We start from the raw sequence: 26,592 nt of genomic DNA on the forward strand, positions 1-26,592 counted from the left end.
CTCAGGCCCCGAGGTCGGCGCGGATTCCCCAGGTGCCCTGCCAGGTCTCGTCGGGGGCCAGCTCGATCAGGTCCCGGCCCGAGCGCATCGCGTCCGGCGGGCAGGTCATGGGCTCGATCGCGATCGCGCGGCGGTGCCGCTCGCCGGTCAGCGTGTGCGCGGTGAACAGCTGCCACCAGCCGAAGTTCGCGTCGGCCCAGACGTGCACCGCGCGCCCGTCGGGGGCGCTGATGCTGACCGTCGAGCCGCCGTCGCCGTCGCGCACCAGGTCGCCGAACGCCGTGTCGAGCTCCAGCGCGCCGATGCGCCGCGGCTCGGTGAAGTCGAACTCGCCCCCGGCGACCTTCGCCGCGCCGATCGGCAGCATGCGGCCGTCGACCAGCAGCCGGGTGCGCGCGGGCACCGTCAGCGTCAGGTCGTCCACAGCGTGGCCGGGGATGCGCAGGTAAGGGTGCGTGCCGACGCCGAAGGGCGCGGCGTCGGCCGAGCGGTTCGCGACGTGGTGGGTCACGGTCAGGCCGAGATCGCCCAACCGGTACTCGACGCGCAGGTCCAGCCGCCACGGGTAGCCGATCTGCGGCTCCAGCACGCACTCCAGCGCGAGCAGCCCGTCGGACTGCTCCGCCACGCGCCAGGGCAGCCAGCGCACCAGGCCGTGGATGGCGTTGTGCAGGGACGGCTCGCTGAGCGGCAGCTGGTACGCCACACCGGCGTGGCGGTAGTGCCCGTCACGGATCCGGTTCGGCCAGGGCATCAGCAGCTGGCCGGAGCCGGCCGGGCAGAGCTCGCCCTCGGCGTACCCGTCGAGGATCTCCGTCCCGCTCACGGTGTAGCCGCGCAGACCGCCGCCGACCTCGACGACGGTAGCGGTCTGGTCACCGTGGCTGAGCGTCCATTGGGTGCCGGACGGCCGAAAGTTGGTCACGAACTCGCACCCTACATTGCTTTCTAGGGCGCCAGGCGCTCCACGATCCACCTGTCCGCGCCGCCGTCGGGCTCCCTGCGGAAACGGAGCCGATCGTGCAGCCTGCTGCGCCTGCCCTGCCAGAACTCCACGGTCTCCGGCTCGACCAGCAGCCCGCCCCAGTGCTCGGGCAGCGGCACGTCGGCCTCGGCCGGGAACGACTGCTCGGCGGCGGCGTACGCGCCCTCCAGCGCCTGCCGGTCCGGCAGCACCGACGACTGCTCGCTGGCCCACGCGCCGAGCTGCGCCCCGCGCGGGCGCACCCGGAAGTACTCCTCGCTGACGTGCCGCTCCACCGGGGTGATCCGGCCGCAGACCACCACCTGGCGACCCATCGCAAACCACGGGAACAGCAGGCTGGCGTACGGGTTGGCCAGCGCCTCGCGGCCCTTGCGCGAGCCGTAGTTGGTGAAGAACACGAAGCCGCGCCCGTCGTAGCCCTTGAGCAGCACGGTGCGGCTGCTCGGCCGCCCCTGCGCGTCGGCGGTGGCGACGATCATCGCGTTCGGCTCGGGCAGCTCGGCGGCGACCGCCTCGGCGAGCCACCGCCCGAACTGGGTCGGCCAGTCCGCCGCGAGGTGCGCCTCGACGAGCGGTTCCTCGCGTACGGCCGGGCGGTGCCCGACGGCGGCCTCGTATTCACGGCGCATGCGCGCGAGGTCCTGGGGGCCGGTGGTCAAGATGTGCTCCAAGTCACGTAGTCGTCCTGTCGCGCTGCGTATTGCCAGCGTAAATCGTGTCGTGCCAGGTCGCCCCCGGTGGAAATCCCGTTGACAAGGCCATCGTCGACCGAAGATGTCGCGTCCGGCACGTGCGGGGCGGGTCGCCAAACGGTTACCCGCGGGGCAAGATGTTGCTCGAACTGAACCTAACCTCAGGTCCGAGAACCGGGAGAACGACATGTCCGACTTCAAACCGGGCCTGGAGGGCGTGATCGCCTTCGAGACCGAGATCGCCGAGCCCGACAAGGAAGGCGGCGCGCTTCGCTACCGGGGCGTCGACATCGAGGATCTGATCGGCCAGGTCTCCTTCGGCAACGTATGGGCGCTGCTGGTGGACGGCAAGTTCGGGCCGGGCCTGCCGCCCGCCGAGCCGTTCCCGGTGCCCGTGCACTCCGGTGACATCCGCGTCGACGTGCAGTCCGCGGTCGCCATGCTCGCCCCGTACTGGGGCCTGGGCCAGCTGCTCGACATCTCCGACGAGCAGGCCCGCGAGGACCTGGCCCGGGTGTCGGTGACGGCGCTGTCGTTCGTCGCGCAGTCGGCCCGCGGCCTGGGCCTGCCCGCCGTGCCGCAGAAGGAGATCGACAAGGCGCAGACCATCGTCGAGCGCTTCATGAAGCGCTGGCGCGGCGAGCCCGACCCGCGCCACGTCAAGGCCGTCGACGCGTACTTCATCTCGGCCGCCGAGCACGGCATGAACGCCTCCACCTTCACCACCCGCGTCGTCGCCTCGACCGGCGCCGACGCCGCGGCCTGCATCTCGTCGGGCATCGGCGCGCTGTCCGGCCCGCTGCACGGCGGCGCCCCGTCGCGGGTGCTGCACATGATCGAGGGCGTGGAGCGCTCCGGCGACGCCGAGGGCTACGTCAAGGGCGTGCTGGACCGCGGCGAGCGCCTGATGGGCTTCGGCCACCGGGTCTACCGGGCCGAGGACCCGCGTGCCCGCGTGCTGCGCCGCACCGCCAAGGAACTGGGCGCGGCCCGCTACGAGGTCGCCGAGGCGCTGGAGAAGGCCGCGCTGGCCGAGCTGCGCGCCCGCCGCCCCGACCGGGTGCTGGAGACCAACGTCGAGTTCTGGTCCGCGGTCGTGCTCGACTTCGCCGAGGTGCCCGCGCACATGTTCACCTCGATGTTCACCTGCGCCCGGGTGGCCGGCTGGTCCGCCCACATCCTGGAGCAGAAGAAGCTGAGCCGCCTGGTCCGCCCGTCGGCGACGTACGTCGGCCCCGGCACCCGCAAGGCCCAGCAGGTCGAAGGCTGGAACGCCATCAGCCACCACTGACCCGAACCGACGGCGAAGGGCGCCCGCTCCGCGGGCGCCCTTCGCCGTCCCCGCCGCAACTCTTAAAGAGTCGCGGCCTCAGGGCGGCCTGGTCACCACGACTTTTTAAGAGTTGCGGCAGGGGGTGGGCGTGAGGACCGTCACGGGCGAATGGGTGGGACGGGGGGTGGGGGTGCGTCGTTGAGGTGGGAGAATGCGGTGTTGGCAGCGTCGCCGATGCTTTCTCGCACGATCTGACACGCCTGAAGGACTGATGTCATGGCCGAGACGCCGATCACGATCCCTGCCGAGCTCCTGCCTGTCGACGGCCGGTTCTGCTGCGGCCCGTCCAAGGTTCGGCCCCAGGCGGTGGAGGCGCTCAGCGCGGTTTCCAGTTCCTTCCTCGGCACCTCGCACCGGCAGAAGACGGTGAAGAACCAGGTCGCCCGCTTCCGGCAGGGCCTGGCCGACTTCTTCGGCCTGCCCGAGGGCTACGAGGTGATCATCGGCAACGGTGGCACCACCGCCTTCTGGGAGGTGGCGGCGTTCTCGCTGATCAAGGACCGGGCGCAGTTCGCCACGTTCGGCGAGTTCGGCGCGAAGTTCGCCAAGGCCGTCAAGGACGCCCCGTTCCTGGGCGCGCCGACGGTGCACAAGGGCGAGCCGGGCAGTGCCGCCTTCCTGACCGCCGAGGCGGGCGTGGACGCGTACGGCATCACCCAGAACGAGACGTCGACCGGTGTCGCCGTGCCCGTGCAGCGGGTGGCGGGGGCCGACCAGGGCGCGCTGATCCTGCACGACGCGACCTCGGCCGCGGGTGGCCTGGACGTGGACCTGACGCAGAGCGACGTCTACTACTTCGCGCCGCAGAAGTGCTTCGCCTCCGACGGCGGCCTGTGGATCGCCATCCTGTCCCCGGCCGCCATCGCGCGCGCCGAGGAGATCAAGGCGGGCGGGCGGTACATCCCGGCGTTCCTGGACCTGGTCACCGCGATCGAGAACTCGCGGCTGGAGCAGACCCTGAACACCCCGGCGCTGGCCACCGTCTTCCTGGCCGCCGAGCAGACCGACTGGATGAACGCGCAGGGCGGCCTGTCCTGGGCGGCGCAGCGCACCGCCGAGAGCGCCGAGATCCTGTACCGCTGGGCGGAGAAGTCGCCGGTCGCGACCCCGTTCGTGACCGACCCGGGGCTGCGCTCCAACGTGGTCGCCACGATCGACTTCGCCGAGGGCGTGGACGCCGCCGCGATCGCCAAGACGCTGCGGGCCAACGGTCTGGTCGACACCGAGCCGTACCGCAAGCTGGGCCGCAACCAGCTGCGGGTCGCGCTGTACCCGGCCATCGACCCGTCGGACGTGCAGGCGCTGACCGCCAGCATCGACTACGTGATCGAGCAGCTGTAGACCGTTTCGCGTCACTGATGCGGCGGGGCCCGACGGGCTCCGCCGCATTTTTGTCCGCGTACCGGTGAATGTTTGTGGCATTTGGGGGCATTAAAGCGAGTCTTGGATAGGCTCGCCCCTTCCGCCGGGTGTAGCCAGCGGCACGGCTGGGCAACCGCCAGAGAGCGAGCACGCCGACCAGCGCAAGGGGTCCCACTGGTGACGACGCAGACGGAGCAGACCGCGAAGGCGACGCCGGGCGTCTCCACTCCGGCGGTAGAACCGCGTGTCCTGACGGTAAAGCGAGCCGCCCCGGTCGCGACGCCACCAGCGCACGCCCCGACGGCCGCACCGGTCGAGCCGGCTCCCGCGGCCGAGGCGCCCGCCGCCCGCCCCGCGACACCCCGGCTGCTGGTTCTGGACGGGCTGCGGCTGGCCGCGGCGCTGATGGTGGTCGCCCATCATCTGGTACGCGGACCGTGGGGCGTCGAGCCCGGCACGCTGTTCGGCCCGCTGGCCGCCGTCGCCTCCTACGGCTGGCTCGGCGTGAACCTGTTCTTTCTCATCAGCGGCTTCGTCATCTGCCTGAGCAGCTGGGGCCGCGGTCTCGGCGAGTTCACGGTGTCCCGGGTCGTCCGGCTGTTCCCGGCGTACTGGCTCGGTGTCGTGCTGACGACCGTGGTGCTGGCCGCCTGGCCACGCCTGCGCGGACCGCTGCCCGCACCCGAGTCGCTGGTCAACCTGACCATGCTGCAGAGCGGCCTGGGCGTCACCGACCAGGACTGGTCGTACTGGTCACTCGGCGCCGAACTGCGCTTCTACCTGCTGTTCGCGATCGTGGTCTGGCTCGGCGTGACCTGCCGCCGCGTCGTCTACTTCTGTGCCGTGTGGACCCTGGTCGCCGTCTTCTCCACCACCTGGGACCAGCGCTGGATCGACAACATGATCGTGCCGGAGTTCGCGCCGTACTTCGTCGCGGGCGTGGCGCTGTTCCTGGTGCACCGGTTCGGCTCGAACCTGCTGCTATGGGGGCTGGTCGGGGTCAACTGGCTGATCGCGCTGTACCGGCTGCAGGGCTACCCGGCGCTGGAGCACTTCCACCTGAGCTGGTGGAGTGTCGCAGCCGTGGTCACCGGCTGCTTCGCGCTGCTGGCGGCGATCGCGCTCGGCGCGTTCCAGGCCGTCTCCTGGCGCTGGCTGACCGTCGCGGGCGCGCTGACCTACCCGCTGTACCTGATCCACCAGGCCATCGGGCAGACGCTGATCCTGGCGCTGCGCGAGCGGGTGCCGCACTGGCTGCTGCTGGCCGGGATCGTCGCGCTGATGCTCGGCGTGTCGTGGCTGATCCACCGCTGGGTGGAGCGCCCGCTCGGGAGCCGTCTCAAGCGGAGCCTCACCACCTCCCTGGCAGCCGTACGCAGGGACTGAACCGCCCTGACCGGCCACCGTGGACACGCCGGATATGTCCGCACGCGAATGTGAGCGTGTCGTCAGACTCGGCGTGGCGGGTGCGCGGGTGTGCCCTCACCGCGTACGGTGTTCTCTTGGGAACGTCATACCGTGGCCGGGAACTCCCCCCGGCAGCCACGGCATGGACCGGCACAGGGGACGGAGGCAGACGATGCGACCCGTACGGTTCGTCGCCCTCTCCGAAGACGGCCAGGCGCTCGTCCTCGCGGACGAGGTCGGCCGTCTACTGGCGCTGCCCATCGACGATCGGGTCGCCACCGCGACGCATCCCGACCGGGGCTCCAACGGGCACACGATGACCATCACCGCGTCGCCCTTCGACGCGGCCACGGTGCTGTCCCCACGGGACATCCAGTCGCGCATCCGCTCCGGCGAGAGCGCCGAGGACGTGGCCCGCATCGCGGGCGTCCCGGTGGACCGCGTGCTGCGCTACGCCGGTCCGGTGCTGCAGGAGCGGGCCATGCTGGCCCAGCACGCGCGCCGCACCCGGCTCAAGAGCTCCGACAAGGGCGCGACCCTCGCCGACGTCGTCGACGGCCGGCTGGCCCAGCACGGCATCGACACCGAGAAGATCTCCTGGGATGCGTACCGGCGCGACGACGGCACCTGGCGCATCGTGGCCACCTGGCCGTCGGGCAAGGCGACCGCGCAGGCGATCTGGGAGCTCGACCGCAACCGCCAGTCGGTGTCCCCGCACGACGACATGGCCCAGTACCTGTGCGCCGAGCGCCCGACCCAGATCCTGGGCCAGGACCCGACCGCGGGCCAGACCGCCGCGCCCAGCCGCAGCGGCCACGGGCTGCCCACGCCCACCGACACCACGCGCCGCCCCGGCCGCGACCCGATCCGGGCCGGTCGTGACGCGCTGGTCGCCGCGATGGACCGGCCGCTGGGCAGCGGCCCCGGCCGTGGCCTCGACGTGCCCTCGGACGCGCCGCGCCAGCGTCCGGCCAGCGCCGTGCTGGCCGGTGGCCGCGACAGCAGCGCCTTCGACGAGGACGCCGACGCGCCCAAGGAGGTGCCGGCCGTGCCGTCGCTGGCCGTCCTGCGCCCGCGCCGGCAGCCCGTCGACAACACCAACACCACCGGCGACAAGCCGCGCAAGCGACTGCCGAGCTGGGACGACGTGCTGTTCGGCGGCGCACCGGCGGCTCGGGAGAACTGAGTTCGTTCCAGCGTGCTCGTTTCGGGACCCTAACGTCTCCCGAAACGAGCACGCTGTTTCACTTTCACCCCGCCCTGACACCGTTCCAGCGGGGATAGGGTGAAAATCATGGAATTCACCAATGTCGGCCGCACCGGCCTGACCGTCAGCAGGTTCTGCCTCGGGACCATGAACTTCGGGCCGAAGACGTCCGAACCCGACAGCCACGCCATCATGGACCGCGCCCTCGACCACGGCATCAACTTCTTCGACACCGCCGACGTGTACGGCTGGCAGCTCGGCGAGGGCGTCACCGAGCAGATCATCGGGCGGTGGTTCGCCCAGGGCGGCGGCCGCCGCGACAAGGTCGTGCTGGCCACGAAGGTGTACGGCAAGATGGGCGAGTGGCCCAACGAGCAGGGCCTGTCCGCCCGGCACATCGTCAAGGCCGCCGACGCGTCGCTGCGCCGCCTGCAGACCGACCACATCGACCTGTACCAGATGCACCACGTGGACCGGAAGACGCCGTGGGACGAGATCTGGCAGGCGATGGAGACCCTGGTCGCCGCGGGCAAGGTGCTCTACGTCGGCTCGTCCAACTTCGCCGGCTGGCACATCGCCGCCGCCCAGGAGGCCGCCCGCAGCCGCCACTTCCTCGGCCTGGTCGCCGAGCAGTGCATCTACAACCTCTTACGAGGTACCTAGGTTGTAAGCTACGCCGCATGACGGAGATCGCGCAACTACTCGCTGGCGTCTACGGGCGACAGAGCAGGAACAAAGCAAAGTCGATCGATGAACAGCTCGATGCCGGACAGGCCGTAGCCAGCGAAAATGGCTGGAAGGTCAGCGGCACCTACCAGGACGGTTCTTCCGCAAGTCGATACGCCCGCAAGGGCCGCGACGACTGGGAACGCGTCCTCGCCGACATCGCCTCCGGCGCGCTGACCGTGCTGATCCTGTGGGAGGCCAGCCGCGGAGACCGTACCCTCACCACCTGGTCGCAGCTGCTCGACCTCTGCCGCGACAAGGGCGTTAGCATCTACGTCGTCTCCGACGAGCGGCTGTACGACCCCCGCAAGCACAAGGACTGGAAGTCCCTCGCGCAGTCCGGCGTCGACTCCGCCGGCGAGTCCGACCTCATCTCGGTGCGGGTACGCCGTGGCCACGCCGGGGCCGCAGCGGCAGGCCGTCCCTCGCACGGCCGCACGCCGTTCGGGTACGTCCGGCGATACGACCCCGGCACCGGCCAGCTCGCCGGGCAGGAGATCGACCCCGACACCGCGCCGATCGTGCGCGAGATCTTCGCCCGGATCAAGAAGGGCGAGGCCGTGTCCACCATCGTCGACGACTTCAACGAGCGCGGCGTGAAGACCTCCGGCGCGGTCAAGTGGTACCGGGTGCGCGTCCGCGACATCGCCATGAACCGCGCCTACCTGGGCCAGCGCGTCTACAACGGCAGCATCTCCGAGGGCATCTGGCCGGGGATCGTCGACGCCGAGACGTTCTACGCCGTCCAGCGCGTGCTCACCGACCCGAAGCGCGTCACGACCAGGCCCGGCCGGGCCGTGCACCTGCTGTCCTACCTGGGCACCTGCTCGCCATGCGGGGCATCGCTGACCGCCGTCCGCGGCCGGTACCGGTGCCTGGACAACGGGTGCGTGACCATCGTCCAGCGCGATACGGACGCGTTCGTCGAAAACATGGTCCTGGAGAAGCTGAGCCGACCTGACGTGTACGAGCAGCTGCGCCAGCACGGCGTCGAGGACGACGAGGAGGTGGTGAAGGCCCGCGAGGAGATCGCACGGCTGGACGACATCCTCGCCGGGTGGCGGCTGTCCGCGGCCCGGCACGAGACCACCCCGGCATCGCTGGCCGTCATCGAGGCCGACATCGCCGGGCAGATCCGCTCTGCCCAGCGCCGCGCCGACGCGGCTGGGGTGCCGCCGGCGCTGCGGGCGATCCTCGAACCGGGCGCGGACGTTCGTGTCCGCTGGGAGGATGCCCCGATGGCCGCGCGGCGACGCGTCGTCTTGTTCATGGCAACCATCGTCGTGGACCAGGCCGCCGCGCCGGGCGGGCGCCTATTCGACTTCCACAGGCTGGGGAAATCGCGGTGGACAGGCGACCCGCAATCGTGGGGAGAAAGGTGGGCCGGGGCTGGAGCATGACTGATGATCTTGTGCAACTTTGGACCTCGATGTACGTCCCGGAACGTGGATGGACGTCGCGGGACGAACTCAGATGAACTCGTATGGCGTTTACTGAACTACGTTGCATTGCATTGAATTGCATTGCAATGCGTCCCCGAATAGGCCATCCGCTCTTTCTTTCGTTCGTGAAAGAGATAGCCGCTAGTCGATACACGCACACATCGCACTGTTTAAACGGCTTGCGATCGGTGTGCTAGCGCCGCGAGCCCGCTGAACAGCAAGAACCTTGCGGAACTGCAAGGAAAGACCTTAGTACGACCGGTGTGCTAAGCGGCTTACGATGCTCAACGTTGCCCAACGTTGCACATGTGCAACGCAGCCAAGAAAAGGGCGCTCGGCGACTTGGCACTAACGTACGAAGTGGTTTAGTCTGACGACGCACATGGAGAGGGGCCCAGCGTGAGCCGGGCCCCTGAGGCAAGACACCGACCGTGGTCGGAGCTCGGACGACATGCCGTTGGCGCGGCCTCTGCCGTCAGCAGGACAGTACCCGCTTAACGCGTTAGTAGGCAACTGACGCTCGGTGACGCAAGTACGTCACGCTGCGGGTTTACGCTGGCGAGCCCCGATCTCGGTGTGTCCATCCCGAGAGAGGGCCGATTCGTCGTGCTCCTGGAGTCCCCACGGCACCACCGGGCGCGGAAGGCGATCGCCGTACGCAACGGCGACCACGACACCGCCGCCCAGGCCGACCTAGCACTGAGAGCCCACCGCATCGCCAAGGCCATCAAGGCCGGCTGCGACGGCCCCCCGCTTCCGCCAGCTGTCATCGAGCAGCTGCGCAACCTCCTGCCGCCGGTCCGGCGGTAGCCATGCTGACCTACGACAAGGGCGTCCACACCGTGGACGCCCCAGCAGCCGACCCCTCGCAAGAGTCTGCGCCGAAGGTAGCAGCCGTCCCCGACCGTTGGCGGCGACCGAACCCCGTCGCGTCCAAGGCGACGCACCTGCCCTGCAACCGCTGCCACGTCCGGATGCGGCCCGTCGTCCGGCCAGGCAGCTCCCCCCGCTGGGACTGGTGCTACGAGTGCGTCCGGCGCGCGGTGACCCGTGGCTGACCCCGACTTCTGCACACCGCACGCCAACCTGCGCGAGATGTGCGGGTGTGGGCCCGCCGTCGACCTGGGCGCGGCGACCCCGCCAGCGCCACCCGGGCGCAGAGTGGTCCTCACCCGAGCGTCCGCGATCAAGCCCAAGCGGGTGAAGTGGCTGTGGGACGGCCGCGTTCCCACCGGCGAGATCACGCTCGTGGCCGGGCGCGAAGGGTCCGGCAAGTCGACCTTCCTCGCGTGGATGGTGCGTGCCATCACCCGCGGGGAGCTGCCCGGCGAGTTCGAGGGCACCCCGCGCGCCGTGCTGTACGCCGCCGCCGAGGACTCCTGGGAGCACACCATCGTGCCCCGCCTCATCGCCGCACGGGCCAACCTGGACCTGGTCTACCGCGTGGACGTCGTCGACATCGAGACCGGCAAGGCCAAGATGACGCTGCCCAAGGACAACTCGGAGGTCATGGCCGCTGGCCTCGACGTCGGCGCGTCCGTGCTCATGCTCGACCCCGGCCTGTCGTTCCTGGACGACCGGATCGACACCTTCAAGACGCCCGAGGTGCGCCCCGCGCTGGAAGGCCTCCGCCGCGCTGCCGAGCGCTACGGCATGGCCGTGGTGATGCTGTGCCACTTCAACAAGAGCACCGGCACCGACGTCCTGACGAAGATCGCAGGCTCCCGGGCGTTCGCGGAGGTCGCCCGCGCCGCCCTGGCCGTAGCGGTCGACGACCGGGACGAGGAGGACGAGGACGACACCCCCAGGGAGCCCAAGGAGCGCGTCGTCATCCTCAGCCAGGCCAAGAACAACCTGGGACGCTCCGACCACCCGAACATGACGTACACCATCCGGAACCACATCGTGGAGACCGACGAAGGCCCAGCGAACGTAGGGCGGCTCTACTGGCTCGGCGAGACCGACCGCAGCGCAGAGCAGGCCCTGAACGGGCTCGGCGCGGGCAAGCGCAAGAAGCCCCGCGGGGACACCGCCCAGCAGATCCTCCAGTACGTCCGCTCCGTCTTCCGGCCCGTCTCAGCGGGCGACGTCGAGAAGGCGTTGCCACATCTGAACTCCGGGACGCTCCGCAAGGAGCTACGCCGCCTCCTGGACGCCGGAGAGCTGGCCCAGCCCGGACGTGGCACCTACTCCACACCTACTCCCATGGGGCCTGCCACAACTGCCACATCTGCCACACACACAGCTCACACACCCAGTAGTAGTAGTGATGATGATGAGGGGACTGCCACAAGTGCCACATGCGATGTGGCGGATGTGGCAGAAGTGGCACGTGGCAAGGGTGCCCAGGACGCCACAGAGCACTTCACAGAGGAGCTGTGGCCTGAGGGCTGGGCTGATGGCGTAGACGACGTCGCGCAGCAGTGGGCCCGCGATGACCTCCCCTGACCCCGGCCTGGAGGACGTGATCGCAGACAAGGCCAGGGAGCGCGCTGAGGCGTACGCCGCACGCAAGGCCACCAGCGCAGCCGTACGCAAGCAGCTGCACGAGGCACGACAGCACGGACTGAGGGCAAGGCACGCAGCCAAGCTGAGGGGCGCACAGTGAGCAAGGAATGGCGGGGAGGATCGGACACGCGATGGCGTGCGTTCCGAGCCGCCATCCTCGCCCGCGACCGCTACACCTGCCAGATCCAGGGCAAGGGCTGCACCAAGACAGCACCCCTCGACGGTGGGCACGTGGACCACATCGTGCTGCTCAGCATGGGCGGGCAGAAGTACGACCCAGCGAACTGCCGCGCTGCGTGCCAGGCCTGCAACCTCGCACGCAAGAAGGCACAGCCCCAGCACGAGCCACCACCGAAGCGGGTGTCCAGCTGGTGAGCTGCAACTTTGCGAACGCCCCAAAAGTTCAGCGACCCCCAGCCACGGAACACCCGCCGCCCGGTTTTTGTGTGTGCGATCAGGCCACGGCCAGGGGCGGCGGCGGAGGGGGTAGCGTGCGGGCCGCGTGGACCGCACCGGCCAGCGCGTATGTGCCGTCGATGGGCGTGCTGCCCCGGCGCGTGAACACCCACCGGTCGCCCTGCATCAGCTTCTGGGTGGCCTTCACGTGACCGGTGAGCACGTCGTCCTTCGGGTGCTGGACCTCACCGGCGAGCACCACCTCGGCCAGGCCCATGCACACCGCGGGCGTCTCAGCCTTCAGCTCCTCGACGACGACCCGGCGCGGTGGCCACGCCCGACGACCGGGCCGCTTGGCGAGGTCCGCCGCCACCGACGCGCTCGGCCCACCGGGGAACCACGCCAGGGTGCGGGGCTTGATCTGCTCGACCAGACCGGGCAGGTCGGCGCGCATCTGCTTGGTGCAGCCGTACCCGTTCCACGTCTGGACGACCTCGACGTGCGTGGTGCCGTCGATCGTGGCTGCGGCGACCAGGGTTGCGTGCGTCATGTCCAGCGCCACGTCGAAGCACAGCGCGACCTGCTTGCGGTGGTCGGCGAGGTCGATCGGGGTGTCGGTGCCCGCAGCTGTCCACGCGTCCTCGTCGATCGCCGCGTCGAGCATCGTGACCCGCTGGCACAGCGTCTCGGTGCGGAACCCGGCCAGCTCGATGCCACCAGCCCGCTTGGCGCGCATGGCGTCGCCGATGATGGAGTCCAGCTCGATGCGCCGCCCGAGGTTCGGATTGGCCATGGCGATGGCGTCGGGATCGGTCGGGTCGCAGCCGTTCGGCGCGGACCACTCGGCCAGCCCGAGACGCGGGTCGCCGACGCCGGTCTCGATGTACTCGATGGCCATGTCGCGCAGCGAGTCCAGCACGACGGCGTTCATGTCGCCCTGGTTCGTGACGCAGATGGCCTGCGCGTCGGGCACCGCGGTCATCGCCTTCACGAGCGCGTTCCACACGTCCCACGTCGAGTGCTCGCGCAGCTCGTCGAGCAGGGCCCGGTGCACGGTGAGGGATCGGCCGGCGCGGCGGTTCGGGGCGGCGAACCGGTAGCGGCTCCCGGCCAGGTTGAAGAACGCCTCTTCGCCGATCGTCTCGCGGGTGTGCAGCGGGGCCATCTCGGCACGGAGCAGGTCGATGCCCTCGGCCATCTCGATGGTCTCGCGCCAGGACACCTTCGCCATGTCGCGGCTGGTCGACGTGCCGACGATCAGTGGCACCTGGTCGACGAACATCCAGTAGAGGATGAGCAGCTTGCAGAACAGGGACTTGCCGTTCTGCCGGGCGATGAGCGCGAGGTACGTGCGGAACCGTGGGCGCCCATCGGGCAGCAGCTCGCCCATGTGAATGGCCAGCCACTCCTGGTACGGGTCGAGGGGCCAGTCGATGGACCGCGCGAAGTCGATCAGCTCGAACCCGTAGGAGGTGTCCGGGGTCAGCTCACGAAGCGGTGGCGTCCACAGCCGCGGCACGGTGTGCCCGAGTACGGCGGCGGGCGCGGAGCTCGTCGAGAGGGCTGGGCTGATCGTCATTGGTCGCACCTCCCTTGTCCGTCGTGAGGCGGGAGCGCGGCGTCATGGCCAGCGCCTCAAGGGCCTTGAGCAGCAGCGGGCCGAACTTGTCGAGCGGTGCCTCAGCGTCGATCGCCAGGCAGTAGGAGCGGGCCAGCTCGACCGTCGCGCGGTCGCGGTCCTCCACCGTCGTGGCCGCCAACGCCACCTCGAACCACTCCGACAAGGACTGCATATCTATACGGTACAGCGCATAGTATGCTATGGGCATGAGGTGGCCGAGGATTCGCAGGTGGGTGCGGAACGCGCTGTCCATCTCCGACCCCGCGCTGGCGAAGTGGTTCAGCACCGGTGCCGAGAACTACTCCGGCGTCGACATCAGCGAGTCGTCCGTGCTCGCCCTGTCCGCCGTCTGGCGCTCCGTCGCGGTCATCGCGGGCACGCTCGCGTCGCTGCCCCTGCGCTCGCTGCGCACCACCGCGGACGGCGAGACCGAGCCTGTCGGGTCGATCTTCGACAACCCCGGCGGGCAGTACGGGCCCACGCCGTACGAGTGGAAAGAGACCGCGTTCGCGCACCTGCTGCTGCACGGCAACTGCTTCGAGTTCCACGTCCGCAACGACGCCGGTGGCCTGGTCTCCCTGGAGCTGCTGCACCCGTTGGGCGTGAACATCGTCGAGCCGACCATGGACGAGTACCGGTCGGGCAAGCTGCCGCTCGGTGGCAAGTGGTTCGACGTCACCCTCAAGGACGGCAAGGCGGCCCGGTTCGACGCCGAGCACATCACCCACATCCCGGCGCTGTCGATGGACGGTCTCCGCGGCCTGTCGCCCCTGCAGGTGGCCCGCAACTCGCTGGGCACCGCCGCGGCCGGCGACCGGGCCGCGGCCAAGATGTTCTCGTCCGGCGCGCTCGTTTCCGGCCTGGTCTCCCCCGAAGAGGACATGGAGCCCGAAGAGGTCGGCGAGATCAAGCGGCAGCTGAACCAGAACGTGTCCGGCTGGGACAACGCCGGAGCCATCGCCGTGGTCAACCGGCGGCTGACGTTCACGCCCTGGACGCTGTCCGCGGTCGACGCGCAGTTCCTCCAGTCGCGGCAGTTCTCGATCGAGGAGATCGCCCGCTGGTGGGGTGTGCACCCGACGCTGCTCATGCAGACCGACAAGCAGACCAGCTGGGGCACCGGCATCGAGGAGCAGAACCGCGGGCTCGGCCGGACCGTGCTGTCGCCGTGGGCGCAGCGGTTCGAGCAGCGCAACTCCCGGCTGCTGGCTCAGCCGCGGTTCGTGGCGTTCGACTTCGCCGGGCTGGAGCGCCCGTCGCCCAAGGACGAGGTCGAGCTGCTGATGAAGCAAACCGGCGGCAAGCCGATCCTCTCGGTGAACGAGGCGCGCAAGCGGCTCAACCTGCCGCCCGTCGAGGGTGGGGACGAGCTGATCCCGCCGCCACCTCCGCCGCTCCCGGCGCCCACCGAGGACGAAGAGGAGGAGACGGATGGACCTCCGGCAGCTGAGTGACCGCGCCGCCCGGTTCCGGCCGATCAACGGTGCGCCGAGCTGGTCGCTGCGGATCGTCAACGCCACGAAGGGCACGCGGGCCAAGGTCTACGTCTACGACGTCGTCGGCGGCTGGGACCTGACTGCGGACGACTTCGTCCAGCAGATGCACGCCCTGGACGTGGACGACATCGACCTGCACATCAACAGCCCCGGCGGCTACGTCTTCGACGGCATCGCGATCTACTCGGCGCTCAAGAACCACCGGGCCAAGGTGACAACCCACGTTGACGGCCTGGCGGCCTCCGCCGCGTCGTTCATCGCCATGGCCGGTGACGAGATCGTCATCGAGAAGCCCGCCCGAATGATGATCCACGACGCGATGGGCGTAGCGCTCGGCAACGCCGGAGACCTCCGCGAGTACGCCGACCTGCTCGACGAGACGTCCGACACGATCGCGGCTGTCTACGCCGATCGTGCCGGTGGCAAGCCCTCCGACTGGCGGGCCGCGATGCTCGCCAACAACCGGTCGGGCACCTGGTACACCGCCCACGCGGCGGTAGACGCGGGTCTCGCTGACCGCGTCGGCAACGACACACCGACGCCGGAAGACCGGACGTCGCAGCTGATCCGGGCTCGCGCCCGCGTACTGCAGAAGGGGTGACACCGTGCGGACGATCGAAGAGATCACCACCGCGATGACGGCGCTCATCGACGGCGCGGCCGGGCGCAGCCTGTCCGCCGAAGAGGTCGCCAACTACGAGGGCATGGAGGCCGAGCTCACTTCGGTCCGCCAGTCCGACGAGATCCGCAAGCGCAACGCCGCGTACAACACCGTGACCATCCCCGCTGGTCTGCCCCGTACGGGCACCCGCGTGGAGGACACCTACGACGCCGCGTTCAACAACTACCTCCGGACCGGCAAGCCGAACGCTGACCTGATCAGCAACGCGCAGTCGGAGGGCGTCCCGTCCGAGGGTGGCTTCCTCGTGCCGCAGGGCTTCCGCACGAAGCTCGTCGAGAAGATGAAGGCGTTCGGTGGCATCGGCGGTATCGCCGAGCGCTACTCGACCGGCAACGGCAACCCGGTGGAGTGGCCGACCCTGGACGACACCGCCAACGTCGGCGAGATCGTCGAGGAGGGCGGCACGTTCAGCGCGGGCGCGGACGTCGTGTTCGGCTCGAACGCGCTCAGCTCGTACAGCTACGCGGCCGGCGGCGGCTCCAGCACTCCGCTGCGGGTCTCGCTCGAGCTGCTCCAGGACTCGGCGTTCGACGTCGAGAGCCTGCTCGCCCGGCTGCTCGGCACCCGCATCGCCCGCATCCAGGCGACCCACCTGGCGACCGGCACCGGCGTCAAGCAGCCGCTCGGCCTGATCACCGGACGCACCCCGGTCCAGACCGCGGCGAACACCGGCATCACCTACGACGACCTCGTGAACTGGATCCACAGCGTGGACCCGGCCTACCGCGGCTCGGCGCGCTGGGTGTGGAACGACGCCACCATGGCCGTGATCCAGAAGCTCAAGGACAGCCACGGCGACCCGATCGCTATCTCGAACGCGGGCAACATCCAGACCGCGCTGAACGAGACCACGGTGCTGGGCTACCCGGTAACCATCGACCAGGCCATGCCCGACCTGGACGTCGACGACAGCACCGACCTGTTCGGCGCGTTCGGCGACATCCGCCAGGGCTACGTCATCCGCGACGTCAAGAGCGTGCAGCTGCTCGTCAACCCGTACAGCCGCATGGCCAACCGGCAGGTCGAGTTCACGGCCTGGGCCCGGATGGACGCCACCCAGCAGGACACCAACGCGTACATCGCGCTGAGCGGAAAGAGCTGAGCCATGACCTCTCGTGAACTCGTCCGGCCGCGCGTGCTCGCCACGGGCACCGCGTCCATCGCCACGGTCACCACGACCAACGTCGACTTCGGCACCCCCGACGACGTCAAGGTCGCGGTCGGCGCGAACTTCCAGCCGGGCGACCGACTCGTCGCGGTCATCACCGCGAGCACGTCGGGCACCACGGACACGACCACGTTCTCGGTGCAGGACGCCCCGGACAACGCGGGCTCGATCGGCACCCCGGCCACGGCGGTCACGACCGGCGCGCTGACCGGCGGCACCGGCAACCAGTACGCGGTCGTCGGCATCCAGCTCCAGGCTGGGCGCCCATGGATCCGCGTGCGGGCTACCCGCGCGTCGGGCACCACCGACACCCACGTGATCCGCGTGGTCCTGCTCGCCATCCCGCACGGGTTCTGACGGGAGCGCGGTCGTGGCCTGGGAACCGGACTATGTGACGTTGTCGGAGTTGAAGTCGTATCTGCGGATCGACGACAACCTCGACGACACGCTGCTCGCTGTCTGGGCCACGACCGCATCCCGTGCCGTCGACGGGTTCTGCCACCGGCAGTTCGGCAGCGTCACCGCCGAGGAGCGCGAGTACACCACCCAGTACGACCGACACCTCGGCTGCTACATCGGGTTCATCGACGACGTGATGGACGTCGACGACCTGGTCGTGCTCGACGCCGACGCGAACGAGGTCACCGACTACTCACTGCTGCCCGTGAACGCGCTCAAGAAGGGCAAGCCGTACGAGCGCATCGCGGTCAACGTGTCCGGCCCGCTGCTCATCACCGCGCCGTGGGGCTGGACGTCGGTGCCCGTGCCGGTGAAGAACGCCGCGCTGCTCCAGGGCGCGCGGCTGTCGGCCCGGCGCGACAGCCCGTTCGGTGTCGCTGGCTCGCCCACCGAGGGCAGCGAACTCCGGCTCCTGGCCACCCTCGACCCCGACCTCAAGACGTCGCTCGGGTCGAAGTACCGGCGCGAGAGGTGGGCTGCCTGATGGACCTGAACGCCGTCATGGACGAGCTGGGCGCCCGGCTGAACACCATCTCCGGACTCCGGGTGTCCGACTTCCCCCCGCCGACCGTCACCCCGCCCGCGGGCATCGTGTCGTACCCGGACCGCGTCGAGTTCGACGCCACCTACGGGCGCGGCGTGGACGTGATCCTCGACCTGCCCATCGTGATCGTCGAGGGCAAGGCTACCGACCGCGGGGCACGCGACCGCATCTCCGCCTACGCGGCCGGCTCGGGCACGCGCTCGGTCAAGCAGGTCATCGAGTCCGGGACCTACACCTCGTTCGACGAGGTCCGCGTGAAGTCCGCCGAGTTCGACGTGATCACCATCGCGGGCATCGACTACATCTCCGTTCTGTTCCGGCTCGACATCGGCGGGCCGGGAAGCGCTTAGGAAGGACAGGCCATGGCACTCGCGCACAGCAAGCGCACGGTCGTGAAGCTGGACGGGGACGACCTGTCCGCCTTCACGAACACGAGCAACTTCGAGAAGAACGGCGACGAGCACGACGTCACCACGTACGGCAAGGACGCTCACGTCGTCGCCGGTGGCCTGCTCGGCGGCTCCGCCACCATGGGCGGGTTCTACGACACCGCGGTGGGTGGCCCGCGCGCCATCATCGAGCCGCTGGTCGGCACCGTCGTGGAGTTCATCCGCCAGCCGGAGGGCACCGGCTCCACCAAGCCGCAGGACAAGGTCGACGTCCTGGTCAAGAAGTACACCGAGAGCAACCCGGTCGCGGACTACGTGACCTGGTCGTGCGACATGACGTTCTCGGACACCATCGACTCCACCGCACAGTCAGCCTGAGGGGCCACCCATGGACAAGAGCAAGCTGCTCGCCAACCGCGTCGAGGTCGCCACGGAGGACGTCGAGATCCCCGGCGTCGGCACGGTCCACGTCCGCGCCCTGTCGCGGTTCGAAGTGCTGCTGTCCCAGAAGAAGTACCCCGACGACGCGATGGCCCAGGAGCGGTTCAGCCTGTCGACCGCGCTGCTCGACCCGAAGCTCACCGAGGATGAGGTCGGCGTGTGGCAGCGGTCGTCGCTGCCCAACGAGATCAACGCCGTGTCGTCGGTGGTGAACCGGCTGTCCGGCATCGGGAAGGACGCCGCCAAAAGCGACGTACCTGGAGATGGAAACGACTGACCTGGAGTTCGAGTACTACCTCGCGGAACGGCTCAGCCGGACCGTCGCCGAGATGCGGCAGATGAGCGGCGGGGAGTACACGGGCTGGGTCGTCTACTACGGCCGCAAGGCACAACGTGAGCAGCTGGCGAGAGGGGGCGGGGGATGATCGAGCGGGTCGGCGTTGAGGGCCTGTCGCGGCTCTCGCGCTCCCTCAAGCAGGTCAGCTCCGACGCGCCCAAGGCGCTGCGGATCGCGCTCAACGGGGCGTCGGACTACCTCATCACCGAGGCCCGGCCGCTGATCCCGTCGCGTACGGGCGCGGCCAGGGCGTCGCTCAAGGCCGCGTCCACCCGCACCGCGGTCCGCGTGAGCGAGGGCGGCCCGAAGGCCCCGTACATGCCGTGGCTCGACTACGGCGGCAAGACCGGCCCGAACCGGTCGGTGGAGCGCCCGTTCCGCAAGGAGGGCCGCTACCTGTACCCGACGCTGCGCAAGGGCAACGCCGAGTTCACCAACATCTTGCAGGGCGCGCTCGTGCGCGTCGCTGAAGGCGCAGGGCTGGAGGTCAGCTGATGGCGAACAAAGTCACGCTCACGTTCGCGGGCGACGCCGACTCCCTCGCCAAGGAGGCCAAGCGGGGGGAGCAGTCGCTGGCCGGCGTCGGCACCTCCGCGACGTCCGCCTCGGCCGACTTCGCCAAGGCCGCCGCCGAGTCCACCGACCTGGCCACCCGCATGGGCAGGCTGGGCAGCGCGGTCACCGGCACCACCGACGCGATCGACTCGGTGGGCGCCTCGCTGACCGCCGTCAACGACATCCAGCAGTACTCGACCCTGCGCAGCGCCCGGCTGGCCCGCGCGCTCAACGACGTCTCGCAGGCGCAGGAGGACTACAACCAGGCGCTGCTGGACGGCAAGCAGGCGCAGGTCGACTCCGGCCAGTACACCATCGACGCCGAGCAGGCCGCGCTCGACGCGTCGGTGGCGCTCAAGGACTACGCCGCGGCGGTCAAGGAGCACGGGAAGAACTCCGACGAGGCCAAGCAGGCGCAGCTCGACCTCAAGCAGGCCCAGCAGGACGCGAAGCAGGCGACCGTCGACCAGGAGCAGGCGACCCGCGACGCGACCCAGTCGGTCATCGACGCCGAGGCTGCCCAGCTCGACCTGGCCGATGCTCAGCGCGAGGCGAACCCGACCGGCCTGTCCGAGTGGGCCGAGAAGCTGCAACTGATCACGCCGATCCTGTCGGCGCTCGTCGGCATCGTCGGCCTGGTGACGGCCGCCCAGTGGCTGTGGAACATCGCCATGTCCGCAAACCCGATCGGTCTGATCATCATCGCGGTCGGCGCGCTCATCGCCATCATCGTGCTCATCGCCACGAAGACGACCATTTTCCAGGACGCGTGGCGCGTGTCGTGGGGCTGGATCAAGAAGACCGCCGTCGACGTCTGGAACTGGCTCAAGGAGCTGCCCGCCAAGATCGGATCGGCGTTCATGAAGGTCGCCGAGTTCATCGGCCGACCCTTCCGCGCGGCATTCAACTTCGTCGCTGACGCATGGAACAACACCATCGGCAAGCTCCAATGGTCCGTACCCGACTGGGTTCCGGTCATCGGCGGCAACACGATCGGTGCACCGCGCCTGCCGAAGTTCCACAGTGGAGGTGTCGTTCCGGGCACCCCCGGCCAGGAGGTTATGACGCTGCTTCAAGCCGGAGAGCGGGTGACTCCGAGCACTTCCGGTGGCAACGTCGGAAGGTTGGAGGTGGCGTCTGATGGCACGCAATTCGGCGATGCTCTGGTTGAAGTCATGCTTCGTACTCTCCGTGGTCGCGGCATCGTTCTCGTTCGTGCAGGCTCCCGTGCCTAAGCAGGACGCGGTCGTCGAGCTGTACTACGCAGGCACCTGGAACGAGGTGCCGGTCTACATCCGCGACGGCATCCGCATCACCCGCGGCAGCAGCCCCGAGTCGGGCAGCATCACGCCGGCCACGGCCAGCCTCACGCTCGACAACCGCACCGACGAGTGGGATCCGAGCAATCCGCTGTCGCCGCTGTCGGGCAAGGCTGGCCGCAACACTCCGCTGCGCATCTCGGAGGGCAGCTCGGTCCGCTTCGTCGGCGAGGTCGTGTCGTACAAGCCCCGCCGGTCCACCGAGAACGTCGACCTGGCCAAGCAGCGCGGCGACGCCTGGGTGCACATCGAGGCCGCCGGGCAGCTGTGGCGGCTCGGCCAGGGCGAGAAGGTACTGCAGTCGGCGCTGACCCGCGCGCTGTCGTCGGCCTCGCCGCTGGCCTGGTGGCCGCTGGAACTCGACCTCACCTCGCCCACGGCTGGCGTGCTGCCCGGCGAGATCGTGGCGTCGCCGGTCGGCCCGGCCGTACGCCAGCCGTTGCAGCTGCTCACCGATGGCGTCGGCGGCACGTCCGGAATCGTCGACCTGTCCAACGGCACGCGCATCGACCTGCCGATCCCGGCGCACACGCTCGTCACCACGACCGGCTACCAAGTCGAGTTCATGAGCCGGTGGCAGGCCGGAGGGTTCACCGGCGGGTTCTCGGTGTCGGCGCTGCGCATGCAGTTCGCCGCGACCGGCAGCACGGGCGACACCGAGCGCGTCGAGATCGAGACCGACACCGCCGGTGAGGTGTTCACCTTCACGACCAACCAGCTGGGCGCCTTCCAGCGCGACGACGCCGTCGATGAGGGCGACGTGTACGACGGCGCTACCCGGCACATCCGGGTGCGGGTCTACCAGTCCGGCACGAACGTCGTCACCGAGATGTACATCAACGGTGTCGCGCGGACGGTCACGCTGCTCGCGTCGTCGACCCTGACTCGGATGACCAGCATCAGCCTCAACCAGGTCGGTGAGGTCGGTACGAAGATCCCCGCCATCGGGCAGGTCAACGTCTACATGGACGCGACCGCCGGGCCGGGCACCGACGCGTCGGCCGGCTGGGTGGGGGAGCTGGCCGCGGACCGGTTCGAGCGGCTGTGCACCGAGGAGGGCATCACCGCCACGATCGTGGGCAGCGCGGCCGACTCCAAGCCGATGGGCCCGCAGACACCGGCGGCGGTGCTCGACCAGTTCGCCGAGATCGCCAGCACCGACGACGGCCTGATCTTCGACACCAGGGCGACGCTCGGGCTGACCTACCGGACCGGCCTGGACCGGCTCAACCAGACCTCCGTGCTCGACCTGACGTTCCCGACGCACGTCGCCCCGCCGCTCGACCCCGACATCGACGACCTCGACACCCGCAACGACGTCACGGCCAAGAGCCCGACCGGCTCGGCGCGCTCGGTTGAGGAGACCGGCTCGATGTCGGTGCTCGCCCCGCCGGACGGCGTCGGGCGGACGTCCACGACGGTCGACGTCAACCCGCTCGACGACGCCAGCCTGCCCGACATCGCCCGCTGGAACCGCGCCAAGGGCACCATCGCCGACCCCCGCTATCCGCGCGTGGTCGTGGACCTGGTCGCCACGCCGAGCATCGAGGCCGACGTTGAGGGCGTCGACATCGGCGACCTCATGACCCTGGCCGGGCTCCCGCGCGGGACGGCCCGGCTGCACGTGCCCGGCTACACCGAGTCGATCGGTTCCCACACCCGCACGGTGACGTTCGTGACCGTGCCCGAGGGCGCCTACCGCATCGGCATCTGGACGTCGGACAGCCCGACCAACGGGCAGGCCCGGTGGGGCGCGGCGACCACGTTCCTGGCCGAGGACCTGACGACCAGCGAGACCGCGGCCGACGTCACCACCGGCACCGACACGTGGGTGACCACCGCGACCAAGCCGGGGGCGTTCCCGCTGAACGTCACGATCAACAACCTGACCTACTCGTGCACCGGCATCACCGGCACGCACCCGAACCTGACCTTGACGCTGGTCCGTCTAGGCACCGACAAGACACACAGCACAGGTGACCAGGTGTGGATCACCGACACGTTCAGATGGGGATGAGGACATGACGCAGCCGGTATCGGGTGACTGGGCCATCGCCTCAGTCGCGAGGGCAGCCTGGTTCAACACGCTCGTCACGGCAACGTTCGGGGCCAGCGGCACGCTGACCAAGCCGAGCGGCGCGCAGTGGGTGTGGATTCGGTGCTGGGGCGGCGGAGGTGGCGGCGGCGGCATCGCCGCGGCAACCGCCAGCCAGCACACCAAGGGCGGCGGCGGCGGGTCGGGTGGCTACAGCGAGAGCTTCCTGTCCGCGGCGTCGGTGGCCGGGGGCGAGACCGTGACGGTCGGCGCGGCAGGCACTGCGGGCGCGTCGGGCGGCGGCACCGGTGGCAACGGCGGCTCGACGTCGGTCGGCACTCTGGTCATCGCGCTCGGCGGCTCGGGCGGCCCCAACGCGGCGAGCTCCGCTGCGGCGTTCGGTGTGGCTGGCGGGGCGGGCGCGGCAACGGGCACGGGCCAGATCCTCCTGCCGGGGTTCCCTGGCGGCCAGGGGTGGGGCGACGCCGGGCTCGGCATGTCGGGCAACGGCGGCGGCCCCGGCGGCGGGCTGGGCCGCGTGGTCGGCAGCAGCAGCCAGACCGTGGCCGGGCAGAACGGGACGCAGCCGGGCGCGGGCGGGTCGGGTGCCGTGGCGTCCGGTGGCGGCGGCGCGTCGGCCGGTGGTGCCGGTGCGGCCGGGTTCGTCTCCGTCGTCTGGTTCGTGTGAGCACGGCCATGGCCCGCAACGCGCGCAGCCTCGACGTCCTCACCGCAGAGATCCACGCCCGGTCCCCGCGGACCACCGTGTACGACATCGGCGACCCCGACCACCAGGCCCGCGAGTCCGACCACAACCCGAACCGCTCCGGCGTGGTGTGCGCGATCGACATCATGCCCGGCCACGGTCTCGACCTGGGCGCGCTCGCCGAGGAGATCCGGGCCCGCCGACACCCCGCGGGCAAGTACGTGATCTACCAGGACCGGATCGCGTCCGCCGCCCGCGGCTGGGCCTGGCGCGAGCACACCGGCGACTACCACGACCACGTGCACGTCTCGGCCGGAGTCGGCCCGGACGGCGCGAGCACAGGCCCCTACGACAACACCGAGCCATGGCTCACGGAGGACGACATGACACCGCAGCAGGCGTGGGTGCTCCACGTCATGAACTACCGCCTGGAGGCGATCCTCGCCAACCGGCCGACCGTGCTCATCCCGGCGCGGGCCGACCTCGGCACGGCGTACGCCAAGGCGGTCACCGAGCCGAACCAGCTCTACACCGCGCTGAACCGGCCGCTCACCGACGTCGACGAGCAGGCCCTGGCCGCCGCCCTCGGGCCGCTGCTGGAGACCGGCGCGACTCCCGAAGAGGTCGCCGCCGCCGTCGTAGCGAAGTTCGCGGACAAGCTCGCGGTCGGCTGATGGCACTCGACCAGCCCCCGCCGTACGTCGTCATCGACCTCCGGGCGATATACGACCAACTGATCGTGCTCAACACGAAGGTCGAGCGGCTCGTGTCGAAGCAGGACGAGCACGAGCGCGACAACGCCGACCACGAGGCCCGGCTCCGGTCGCTGGAGAAGGGCCGCTGGCCGCTGCCCTCCGTCGCGCTGCTCGTGTCCCTGGCGTCGCTCGGGCTCGCGGTCGCCACACGCTGAGGCGGGGTACACCAGATGTGTACCCCGCCCCACCAGCACTACTACTTGCCCGGCTCCCGCTGGAGCCGCTTCCAGATCGCGTTCTTACCGACGCCGAGCGCCGCCCCGATGTCCGGGTTACTCGCACCGTTCTCCGACGCCAGCCGGACCAGCCGGTCGGTCCAGTTCGCCAGGAACTGCTGAGCCTCCCGCACCTGCTCCAGCGTCGCCAGCACGGTCACCCGCGACTCAGCCGGGGTCGGCCGCTCGCCCTCGCACGGCATCGACTCCTCCGGGAGCCACGACCACACGAGCGATCGGAGGGCCCGAGCGCGCTCCGTGTTGGTCGGGGCCACCTCGGGAGCCGCCTCACGGGCGTCCATCGCGGCCAGGAGCCGCCGGTTCTGCTCGGCGACGTACGCGTAGCCGGACTGCTCGGCGATCGTCAGGTTCCGCTCGAGGTCGGCGCGGCGCGTGTCCTGGCTCATCGGGCACCCCCGTCGAGCAGGTCGGCGGCCCGGCCGAGCAGCGAGGCGACCTCCCGGGCGCGGCCAGCGGTCAGGTCCGCCGACGAGTACGAGCCGTCCCCGGACACGCCCAGGGTCACCAGCGCGCCCCGGCCGTCGAGGAAGTCGTTCATCTCCACGAGCACGATCTCGACGTCCTCGCCGGGGTCCGGCACGCCGACGACCTCACCGATGACGCCGGTGTGCATCTGCCGCTCACGGCCGTGCACGGTCTGGCACCACGACGGGTGCGGGGCCGGGGCCGTCACAGCTTCACCGACACGACGTCGCGGCCCGGCTTGCAGTCCGAGGTCTTCGCGGCGCGCGGCGCGTTGACGGGCCAGCGCTCGGCGGGCTGCTTGCCGTCGAGGGCGTCCACGTAGCCGTTGGCGTACTGGCGGCGGCCGTAGCTCTCCAGCGCCGCCTGGACCTCGTCGACGACCGGGGACGGCTCGCCCTCGGCGGCCTTCACGATCAGGTCGCCGAGAAGGTTCGCCAGCTTCGCCGCCTGGTCCAGGGACAGCTCCAGGAACTCGGACGGCAGGCCCCACTCACCGGCCACCATGACGATGCGGACCTGGGCGTCCGGCTCGGCGACCTGGGAGATGTAGACGTCCATCGCGCCGCGGTTCAGCTCGACCGCGTGGTCCGGGCCGATGTGCACACGGTCGCGCTCGGCCGGGCACTCCGGCGGGCACCACGGCAGGTGCGTCACCGGGGGGTTGTCCTTGTCGTTACGCTTGCGCATAGCGGAGGTACCTCTCCGTCAGGCCCCGGGTCGCGGTGCGCTAACACCGTCCGGGGCTGCCTTATATTCGACTGTTTAGCTTGGTACCCATCTAGCTGATGACGCGACACGTCGAACTGGAGGTGATCCCGGCCGCGCAGCAGTACGGCGTCGGCATCATCCCGTGGTCGCCGCTGCACGGCGGGCTGCTGAGCGGCGCCCTGCGCAAGATCAAGGACGGTACGGCGGCCCGCTCCGGCGATGGCCGCGCCACCGACGCCCTGGCCGAGCACCGGGGCACCATCGAGGCGTACGAGAAGCTGTGCGAATCCCTCGACGCCGACCCCGCCGACGTGGCGTTGGCCTGGCTGCTGTCGCGGCCCGGCGTGACCGCGCCGATCATCGGCCCGCGCACCGCCGACCAGCTCGACAAGACCCTCGGCGCGCTCACCCTCACCCTCGACGAGGACACCCTCACCCGCCTCGACGAACTCTTCCCGCCCGTAGGCAAGGGCGGCCCCGGCCCCGAAGCCTGGGCCTGGTGACCTGACCCACCCGCCCGCCCGGCGCGGTGTCGCGGGGCGGGGTCGCGGCGCGGGGTCGCGGCGCGGGGCGGGGTCGCGGCGCGGGGCGGGGTCGCGGCGCGGGGCGGGGTCGCGG

Annotated in this window: 32 protein-coding genes; 25 read left to right on the forward strand and 7 right to left on the reverse strand. The window is 70.1% G+C overall.

The window, feature by feature from the left end; translation table 11 throughout:
• Position 1 precedes the first annotated feature (1 nt).
• Positions 2-925: an aldose 1-epimerase family protein gene (locus tag HAV40_RS33360; RefSeq protein WP_166388269.1), complete on the reverse strand. Its 924-nt coding sequence runs from the start codon at positions 923-925 to the stop codon at positions 2-4.
• 23 nt (positions 926-948) lie between these two features.
• Positions 949-1,614 (reverse strand): pyridoxamine 5'-phosphate oxidase, encoded by a 666-nt coding sequence (pdxH, locus tag HAV40_RS33365; protein WP_166388308.1) that lies wholly within the window; start codon positions 1,612-1,614, stop codon positions 949-951.
• Positions 1,615-1,864: 250 nt separating this feature from the next.
• Here pdxH and HAV40_RS33370 point away from each other — a divergent pair, with 250 nt between their 5' ends.
• From HAV40_RS33370 to HAV40_RS33410, 9 genes are all read left to right on the forward strand, one after another.
• Complete coding sequence (locus HAV40_RS33370; RefSeq protein WP_166388270.1) at positions 1,865-2,968, forward strand: citrate synthase 2; 1,104 nt, start codon at positions 1,865-1,867, stop codon at positions 2,966-2,968.
• Positions 2,969-3,226: 258 nt separating this feature from the next.
• On the forward strand, positions 3,227-4,351 hold the full coding sequence (serC, locus tag HAV40_RS33375; RefSeq protein ID WP_166388271.1) for a phosphoserine transaminase: 1,125 nt from the start codon (positions 3,227-3,229) through the stop codon (positions 4,349-4,351).
• A 198-nt stretch (positions 4,352-4,549) separates the two neighbouring features.
• Positions 4,550-5,758, forward strand: coding sequence for an acyltransferase family protein (locus HAV40_RS33380; RefSeq protein ID WP_239087003.1), 1,209 nt, complete (start codon positions 4,550-4,552; stop codon positions 5,756-5,758).
• 193 nt (positions 5,759-5,951) lie between these two features.
• Positions 5,952-6,965, forward strand: coding sequence for a septation protein SepH (gene sepH, locus HAV40_RS33385; RefSeq protein WP_166388272.1), 1,014 nt, complete (start codon positions 5,952-5,954; stop codon positions 6,963-6,965).
• 108 nt (positions 6,966-7,073) lie between these two features.
• Entirely contained in the window at positions 7,074-7,649 is a 576-nt protein-coding gene (locus HAV40_RS33390) for an aldo/keto reductase (RefSeq protein WP_239087004.1), read from the forward strand.
• A 17-nt stretch (positions 7,650-7,666) separates the two neighbouring features.
• Positions 7,667-9,112, forward strand: a complete 1,446-nt coding sequence (locus HAV40_RS33395; RefSeq protein ID WP_166388273.1) for a recombinase family protein — start codon at positions 7,667-7,669, stop codon at positions 9,110-9,112.
• Positions 9,113-9,730: 618 nt separating this feature from the next.
• On the forward strand, positions 9,731-9,964 hold the full coding sequence (locus HAV40_RS33400) for a hypothetical protein (protein ID WP_166388274.1): 234 nt from the start codon (positions 9,731-9,733) through the stop codon (positions 9,962-9,964).
• Positions 9,965-10,204: 240 nt separating this feature from the next.
• The gene (locus tag HAV40_RS33405) at positions 10,205-11,602 is read left to right on the forward strand and encodes an AAA family ATPase (RefSeq protein WP_166388275.1); all 1,398 of its coding nucleotides are present in this window, start codon (positions 10,205-10,207) and stop codon (positions 11,600-11,602) included.
• Positions 11,603-11,758: 156 nt separating this feature from the next.
• Positions 11,759-12,037 carry an HNH endonuclease gene (locus tag HAV40_RS33410; RefSeq protein ID WP_166388276.1) on the forward strand — a complete coding sequence of 93 codons (279 nt, stop codon included), beginning with the start codon at positions 11,759-11,761 and terminating at the stop codon, positions 12,035-12,037.
• Positions 12,038-12,116: 79 nt separating this feature from the next.
• Here HAV40_RS33410 and HAV40_RS33415 read toward each other — a convergent pair whose 3' ends face one another.
• On the reverse strand, positions 12,117-13,637 hold the full coding sequence (locus HAV40_RS33415) for a terminase (protein ID WP_166388277.1): 1,521 nt from the start codon (positions 13,635-13,637) through the stop codon (positions 12,117-12,119).
• Positions 13,546-13,851, reverse strand: coding sequence for a terminase small subunit (locus tag HAV40_RS33420; protein ID WP_166388278.1), 306 nt, complete (start codon positions 13,849-13,851; stop codon positions 13,546-13,548). The genes HAV40_RS33415 and HAV40_RS33420 overlap by 92 nt, the downstream gene beginning before the upstream one ends.
• Before the next feature lie 34 nt (positions 13,852-13,885).
• Here HAV40_RS33420 and HAV40_RS33425 point away from each other — a divergent pair, with 34 nt between their 5' ends.
• From HAV40_RS33425 to HAV40_RS33495, 15 genes are read left to right on the forward strand one after another with little or no spacing between them, the layout of a single operon-like run.
• Complete coding sequence (locus HAV40_RS33425) at positions 13,886-15,133, forward strand: phage portal protein (RefSeq protein ID WP_166388279.1); 1,248 nt, start codon at positions 13,886-13,888, stop codon at positions 15,131-15,133.
• Positions 15,111-15,776 (forward strand): head maturation protease, ClpP-related, encoded by a 666-nt coding sequence (locus HAV40_RS33430; RefSeq protein ID WP_166388280.1) that lies wholly within the window; start codon positions 15,111-15,113, stop codon positions 15,774-15,776. The genes HAV40_RS33425 and HAV40_RS33430 overlap by 23 nt, the downstream gene beginning before the upstream one ends.
• 4 nt (positions 15,777-15,780) lie before the next feature.
• Complete coding sequence (locus HAV40_RS33435; RefSeq protein WP_166388281.1) at positions 15,781-16,959, forward strand: phage major capsid protein; 1,179 nt, start codon at positions 15,781-15,783, stop codon at positions 16,957-16,959.
• Between the two features lie 3 nt (positions 16,960-16,962).
• Positions 16,963-17,382 (forward strand): hypothetical protein, encoded by a 420-nt coding sequence (locus HAV40_RS33440; protein ID WP_166388282.1) that lies wholly within the window; start codon positions 16,963-16,965, stop codon positions 17,380-17,382.
• Between the two features lie 40 nt (positions 17,383-17,422).
• On the forward strand, positions 17,423-17,968 hold the full coding sequence (locus tag HAV40_RS33445; protein ID WP_203672054.1) for a head-tail connector protein: 546 nt from the start codon (positions 17,423-17,425) through the stop codon (positions 17,966-17,968).
• Positions 17,968-18,378: a hypothetical protein gene (locus HAV40_RS33450; protein WP_166388284.1), complete on the forward strand. Its 411-nt coding sequence runs from the start codon at positions 17,968-17,970 to the stop codon at positions 18,376-18,378. Before HAV40_RS33445 ends, HAV40_RS33450 begins: the two co-directional genes overlap by 1 nt.
• A gap of 12 nt (positions 18,379-18,390) precedes the next feature.
• The gene (locus HAV40_RS33455) at positions 18,391-18,795 is read left to right on the forward strand and encodes a hypothetical protein (RefSeq protein ID WP_166388285.1); all 405 of its coding nucleotides are present in this window, start codon (positions 18,391-18,393) and stop codon (positions 18,793-18,795) included.
• Positions 18,796-18,805: 10 nt separating this feature from the next.
• The gene (locus HAV40_RS33460; protein WP_166388286.1) at positions 18,806-19,135 is read left to right on the forward strand and encodes a hypothetical protein; all 330 of its coding nucleotides are present in this window, start codon (positions 18,806-18,808) and stop codon (positions 19,133-19,135) included.
• On the forward strand, positions 19,122-19,283 hold the full coding sequence (locus HAV40_RS33465; protein ID WP_166388287.1) for a hypothetical protein: 162 nt from the start codon (positions 19,122-19,124) through the stop codon (positions 19,281-19,283). The genes HAV40_RS33460 and HAV40_RS33465 overlap by 14 nt, the downstream gene beginning before the upstream one ends.
• On the forward strand, positions 19,280-19,690 hold the full coding sequence (locus tag HAV40_RS33470) for an HK97 gp10 family phage protein (protein ID WP_166388288.1): 411 nt from the start codon (positions 19,280-19,282) through the stop codon (positions 19,688-19,690). The genes HAV40_RS33465 and HAV40_RS33470 overlap by 4 nt, the downstream gene beginning before the upstream one ends.
• Positions 19,690-20,985, forward strand: a complete 1,296-nt coding sequence (locus tag HAV40_RS33475) for a phage tail tape measure protein (protein WP_166388289.1) — start codon at positions 19,690-19,692, stop codon at positions 20,983-20,985. The genes HAV40_RS33470 and HAV40_RS33475 overlap by 1 nt, the downstream gene beginning before the upstream one ends.
• Positions 20,891-23,086, forward strand: a complete 2,196-nt coding sequence (locus HAV40_RS33480) for a hypothetical protein (RefSeq protein WP_166388290.1) — start codon at positions 20,891-20,893, stop codon at positions 23,084-23,086. Before HAV40_RS33475 ends, HAV40_RS33480 begins: the two co-directional genes overlap by 95 nt.
• Before the next feature lie 4 nt (positions 23,087-23,090).
• On the forward strand, positions 23,091-23,792 hold the full coding sequence (locus HAV40_RS33485; RefSeq protein WP_166388291.1) for a glycine-rich domain-containing protein: 702 nt from the start codon (positions 23,091-23,093) through the stop codon (positions 23,790-23,792).
• Entirely contained in the window at positions 23,789-24,484 is a 696-nt protein-coding gene (locus tag HAV40_RS33490; RefSeq protein WP_166388292.1) for a hypothetical protein, read from the forward strand. Before HAV40_RS33485 ends, HAV40_RS33490 begins: the two co-directional genes overlap by 4 nt.
• Positions 24,484-24,720: a hypothetical protein gene (locus HAV40_RS33495; RefSeq protein WP_166388293.1), complete on the forward strand. Its 237-nt coding sequence runs from the start codon at positions 24,484-24,486 to the stop codon at positions 24,718-24,720. Before HAV40_RS33490 ends, HAV40_RS33495 begins: the two co-directional genes overlap by 1 nt.
• 41 nt (positions 24,721-24,761) lie before the next feature.
• On the opposite strand, the gene HAV40_RS33500 is transcribed toward HAV40_RS33495, so the two are convergent.
• Genes HAV40_RS33500 through HAV40_RS33510 form a run of 3 tightly spaced genes read right to left on the reverse strand, consistent with a single transcriptional unit; the run spans position 24,762 to position 25,953 of the window.
• Positions 24,762-25,187, reverse strand: a complete 426-nt coding sequence (locus HAV40_RS33500; protein ID WP_166388294.1) for a hypothetical protein — start codon at positions 25,185-25,187, stop codon at positions 24,762-24,764.
• Positions 25,184-25,474, reverse strand: coding sequence for a hypothetical protein (locus HAV40_RS33505; protein ID WP_166388295.1), 291 nt, complete (start codon positions 25,472-25,474; stop codon positions 25,184-25,186). Before HAV40_RS33505 ends, HAV40_RS33500 begins: the two co-directional genes overlap by 4 nt.
• The gene (locus HAV40_RS33510) at positions 25,471-25,953 is read right to left on the reverse strand and encodes a hypothetical protein (RefSeq protein WP_166388296.1); all 483 of its coding nucleotides are present in this window, start codon (positions 25,951-25,953) and stop codon (positions 25,471-25,473) included. Before HAV40_RS33510 ends, HAV40_RS33505 begins: the two co-directional genes overlap by 4 nt.
• Positions 25,954-26,051: 98 nt before the next feature.
• Here HAV40_RS33510 and HAV40_RS33515 point away from each other — a divergent pair, with 98 nt between their 5' ends.
• On the forward strand, positions 26,052-26,477 hold the full coding sequence (locus HAV40_RS33515) for an aldo/keto reductase (RefSeq protein WP_166388297.1): 426 nt from the start codon (positions 26,052-26,054) through the stop codon (positions 26,475-26,477).
• Positions 26,478-26,592: the final 115 nt, after the last annotated feature.

This window comes from Catellatospora methionotrophica, from assembly GCF_011297335.1.
Taxonomy (GTDB): Bacteria; Actinomycetota; Actinomycetes; order Mycobacteriales; family Micromonosporaceae; genus Catellatospora; species Catellatospora methionotrophica.

What these genes read in the sequence shown, in the direction of transcription:
- pdxH (WP_166388308.1), bottom strand. Translation starts at nt 1,614, where the DNA reads ATGCGCCGTGAATACGAGGCCGCCGTCGGGCACCGCCCGGCCGTACGC.
- HAV40_RS33370 (WP_166388270.1), top strand. Translation starts at nt 1,865, where the DNA reads ATGTCCGACTTCAAACCGGGCCTGGAGGGCGTGATCGCCTTCGAGACC.
- serC (WP_166388271.1), top strand. Translation starts at nt 3,227, where the DNA reads ATGGCCGAGACGCCGATCACGATCCCTGCCGAGCTCCTGCCTGTCGAC.
- sepH (WP_166388272.1), top strand. Translation starts at nt 5,952, where the DNA reads ATGCGACCCGTACGGTTCGTCGCCCTCTCCGAAGACGGCCAGGCGCTC.
- HAV40_RS33390 (WP_239087004.1), top strand. Translation starts at nt 7,074, where the DNA reads ATGGAATTCACCAATGTCGGCCGCACCGGCCTGACCGTCAGCAGGTTC.
- HAV40_RS33395 (WP_166388273.1), top strand. Translation starts at nt 7,667, where the DNA reads ATGACGGAGATCGCGCAACTACTCGCTGGCGTCTACGGGCGACAGAGC.
- HAV40_RS33415 (WP_166388277.1), bottom strand. Translation starts at nt 13,637, where the DNA reads ATGACGATCAGCCCAGCCCTCTCGACGAGCTCCGCGCCCGCCGCCGTA.
- HAV40_RS33420 (WP_166388278.1), bottom strand. Translation starts at nt 13,851, where the DNA reads ATGCAGTCCTTGTCGGAGTGGTTCGAGGTGGCGTTGGCGGCCACGACG.
- HAV40_RS33425 (WP_166388279.1), top strand. Translation starts at nt 13,886, where the DNA reads ATGAGGTGGCCGAGGATTCGCAGGTGGGTGCGGAACGCGCTGTCCATC.
- HAV40_RS33430 (WP_166388280.1), top strand. Translation starts at nt 15,111, where the DNA reads ATGGACCTCCGGCAGCTGAGTGACCGCGCCGCCCGGTTCCGGCCGATC.
- HAV40_RS33440 (WP_166388282.1), top strand. Translation starts at nt 16,963, where the DNA reads ATGACCTCTCGTGAACTCGTCCGGCCGCGCGTGCTCGCCACGGGCACC.
- HAV40_RS33450 (WP_166388284.1), top strand. Translation starts at nt 17,968, where the DNA reads ATGGACCTGAACGCCGTCATGGACGAGCTGGGCGCCCGGCTGAACACC.
- HAV40_RS33455 (WP_166388285.1), top strand. Translation starts at nt 18,391, where the DNA reads ATGGCACTCGCGCACAGCAAGCGCACGGTCGTGAAGCTGGACGGGGAC.
- HAV40_RS33460 (WP_166388286.1), top strand. Translation starts at nt 18,806, where the DNA reads ATGGACAAGAGCAAGCTGCTCGCCAACCGCGTCGAGGTCGCCACGGAG.
- HAV40_RS33465 (WP_166388287.1), top strand. Translation starts at nt 19,122, where the DNA reads ATGGAAACGACTGACCTGGAGTTCGAGTACTACCTCGCGGAACGGCTC.
- HAV40_RS33470 (WP_166388288.1), top strand. Translation starts at nt 19,280, where the DNA reads ATGATCGAGCGGGTCGGCGTTGAGGGCCTGTCGCGGCTCTCGCGCTCC.
- HAV40_RS33475 (WP_166388289.1), top strand. Translation starts at nt 19,690, where the DNA reads ATGGCGAACAAAGTCACGCTCACGTTCGCGGGCGACGCCGACTCCCTC.
- HAV40_RS33480 (WP_166388290.1), top strand. Translation starts at nt 20,891, where the DNA reads ATGGCACGCAATTCGGCGATGCTCTGGTTGAAGTCATGCTTCGTACTC.
- HAV40_RS33485 (WP_166388291.1), top strand. Translation starts at nt 23,091, where the DNA reads ATGACGCAGCCGGTATCGGGTGACTGGGCCATCGCCTCAGTCGCGAGG.
- HAV40_RS33495 (WP_166388293.1), top strand. Translation starts at nt 24,484, where the DNA reads ATGGCACTCGACCAGCCCCCGCCGTACGTCGTCATCGACCTCCGGGCG.
- HAV40_RS33500 (WP_166388294.1), bottom strand. Translation starts at nt 25,187, where the DNA reads ATGAGCCAGGACACGCGCCGCGCCGACCTCGAGCGGAACCTGACGATC.
- HAV40_RS33510 (WP_166388296.1), bottom strand. Translation starts at nt 25,953, where the DNA reads ATGCGCAAGCGTAACGACAAGGACAACCCCCCGGTGACGCACCTGCCG.
- HAV40_RS33515 (WP_166388297.1), top strand. Translation starts at nt 26,052, where the DNA reads ATGACGCGACACGTCGAACTGGAGGTGATCCCGGCCGCGCAGCAGTAC.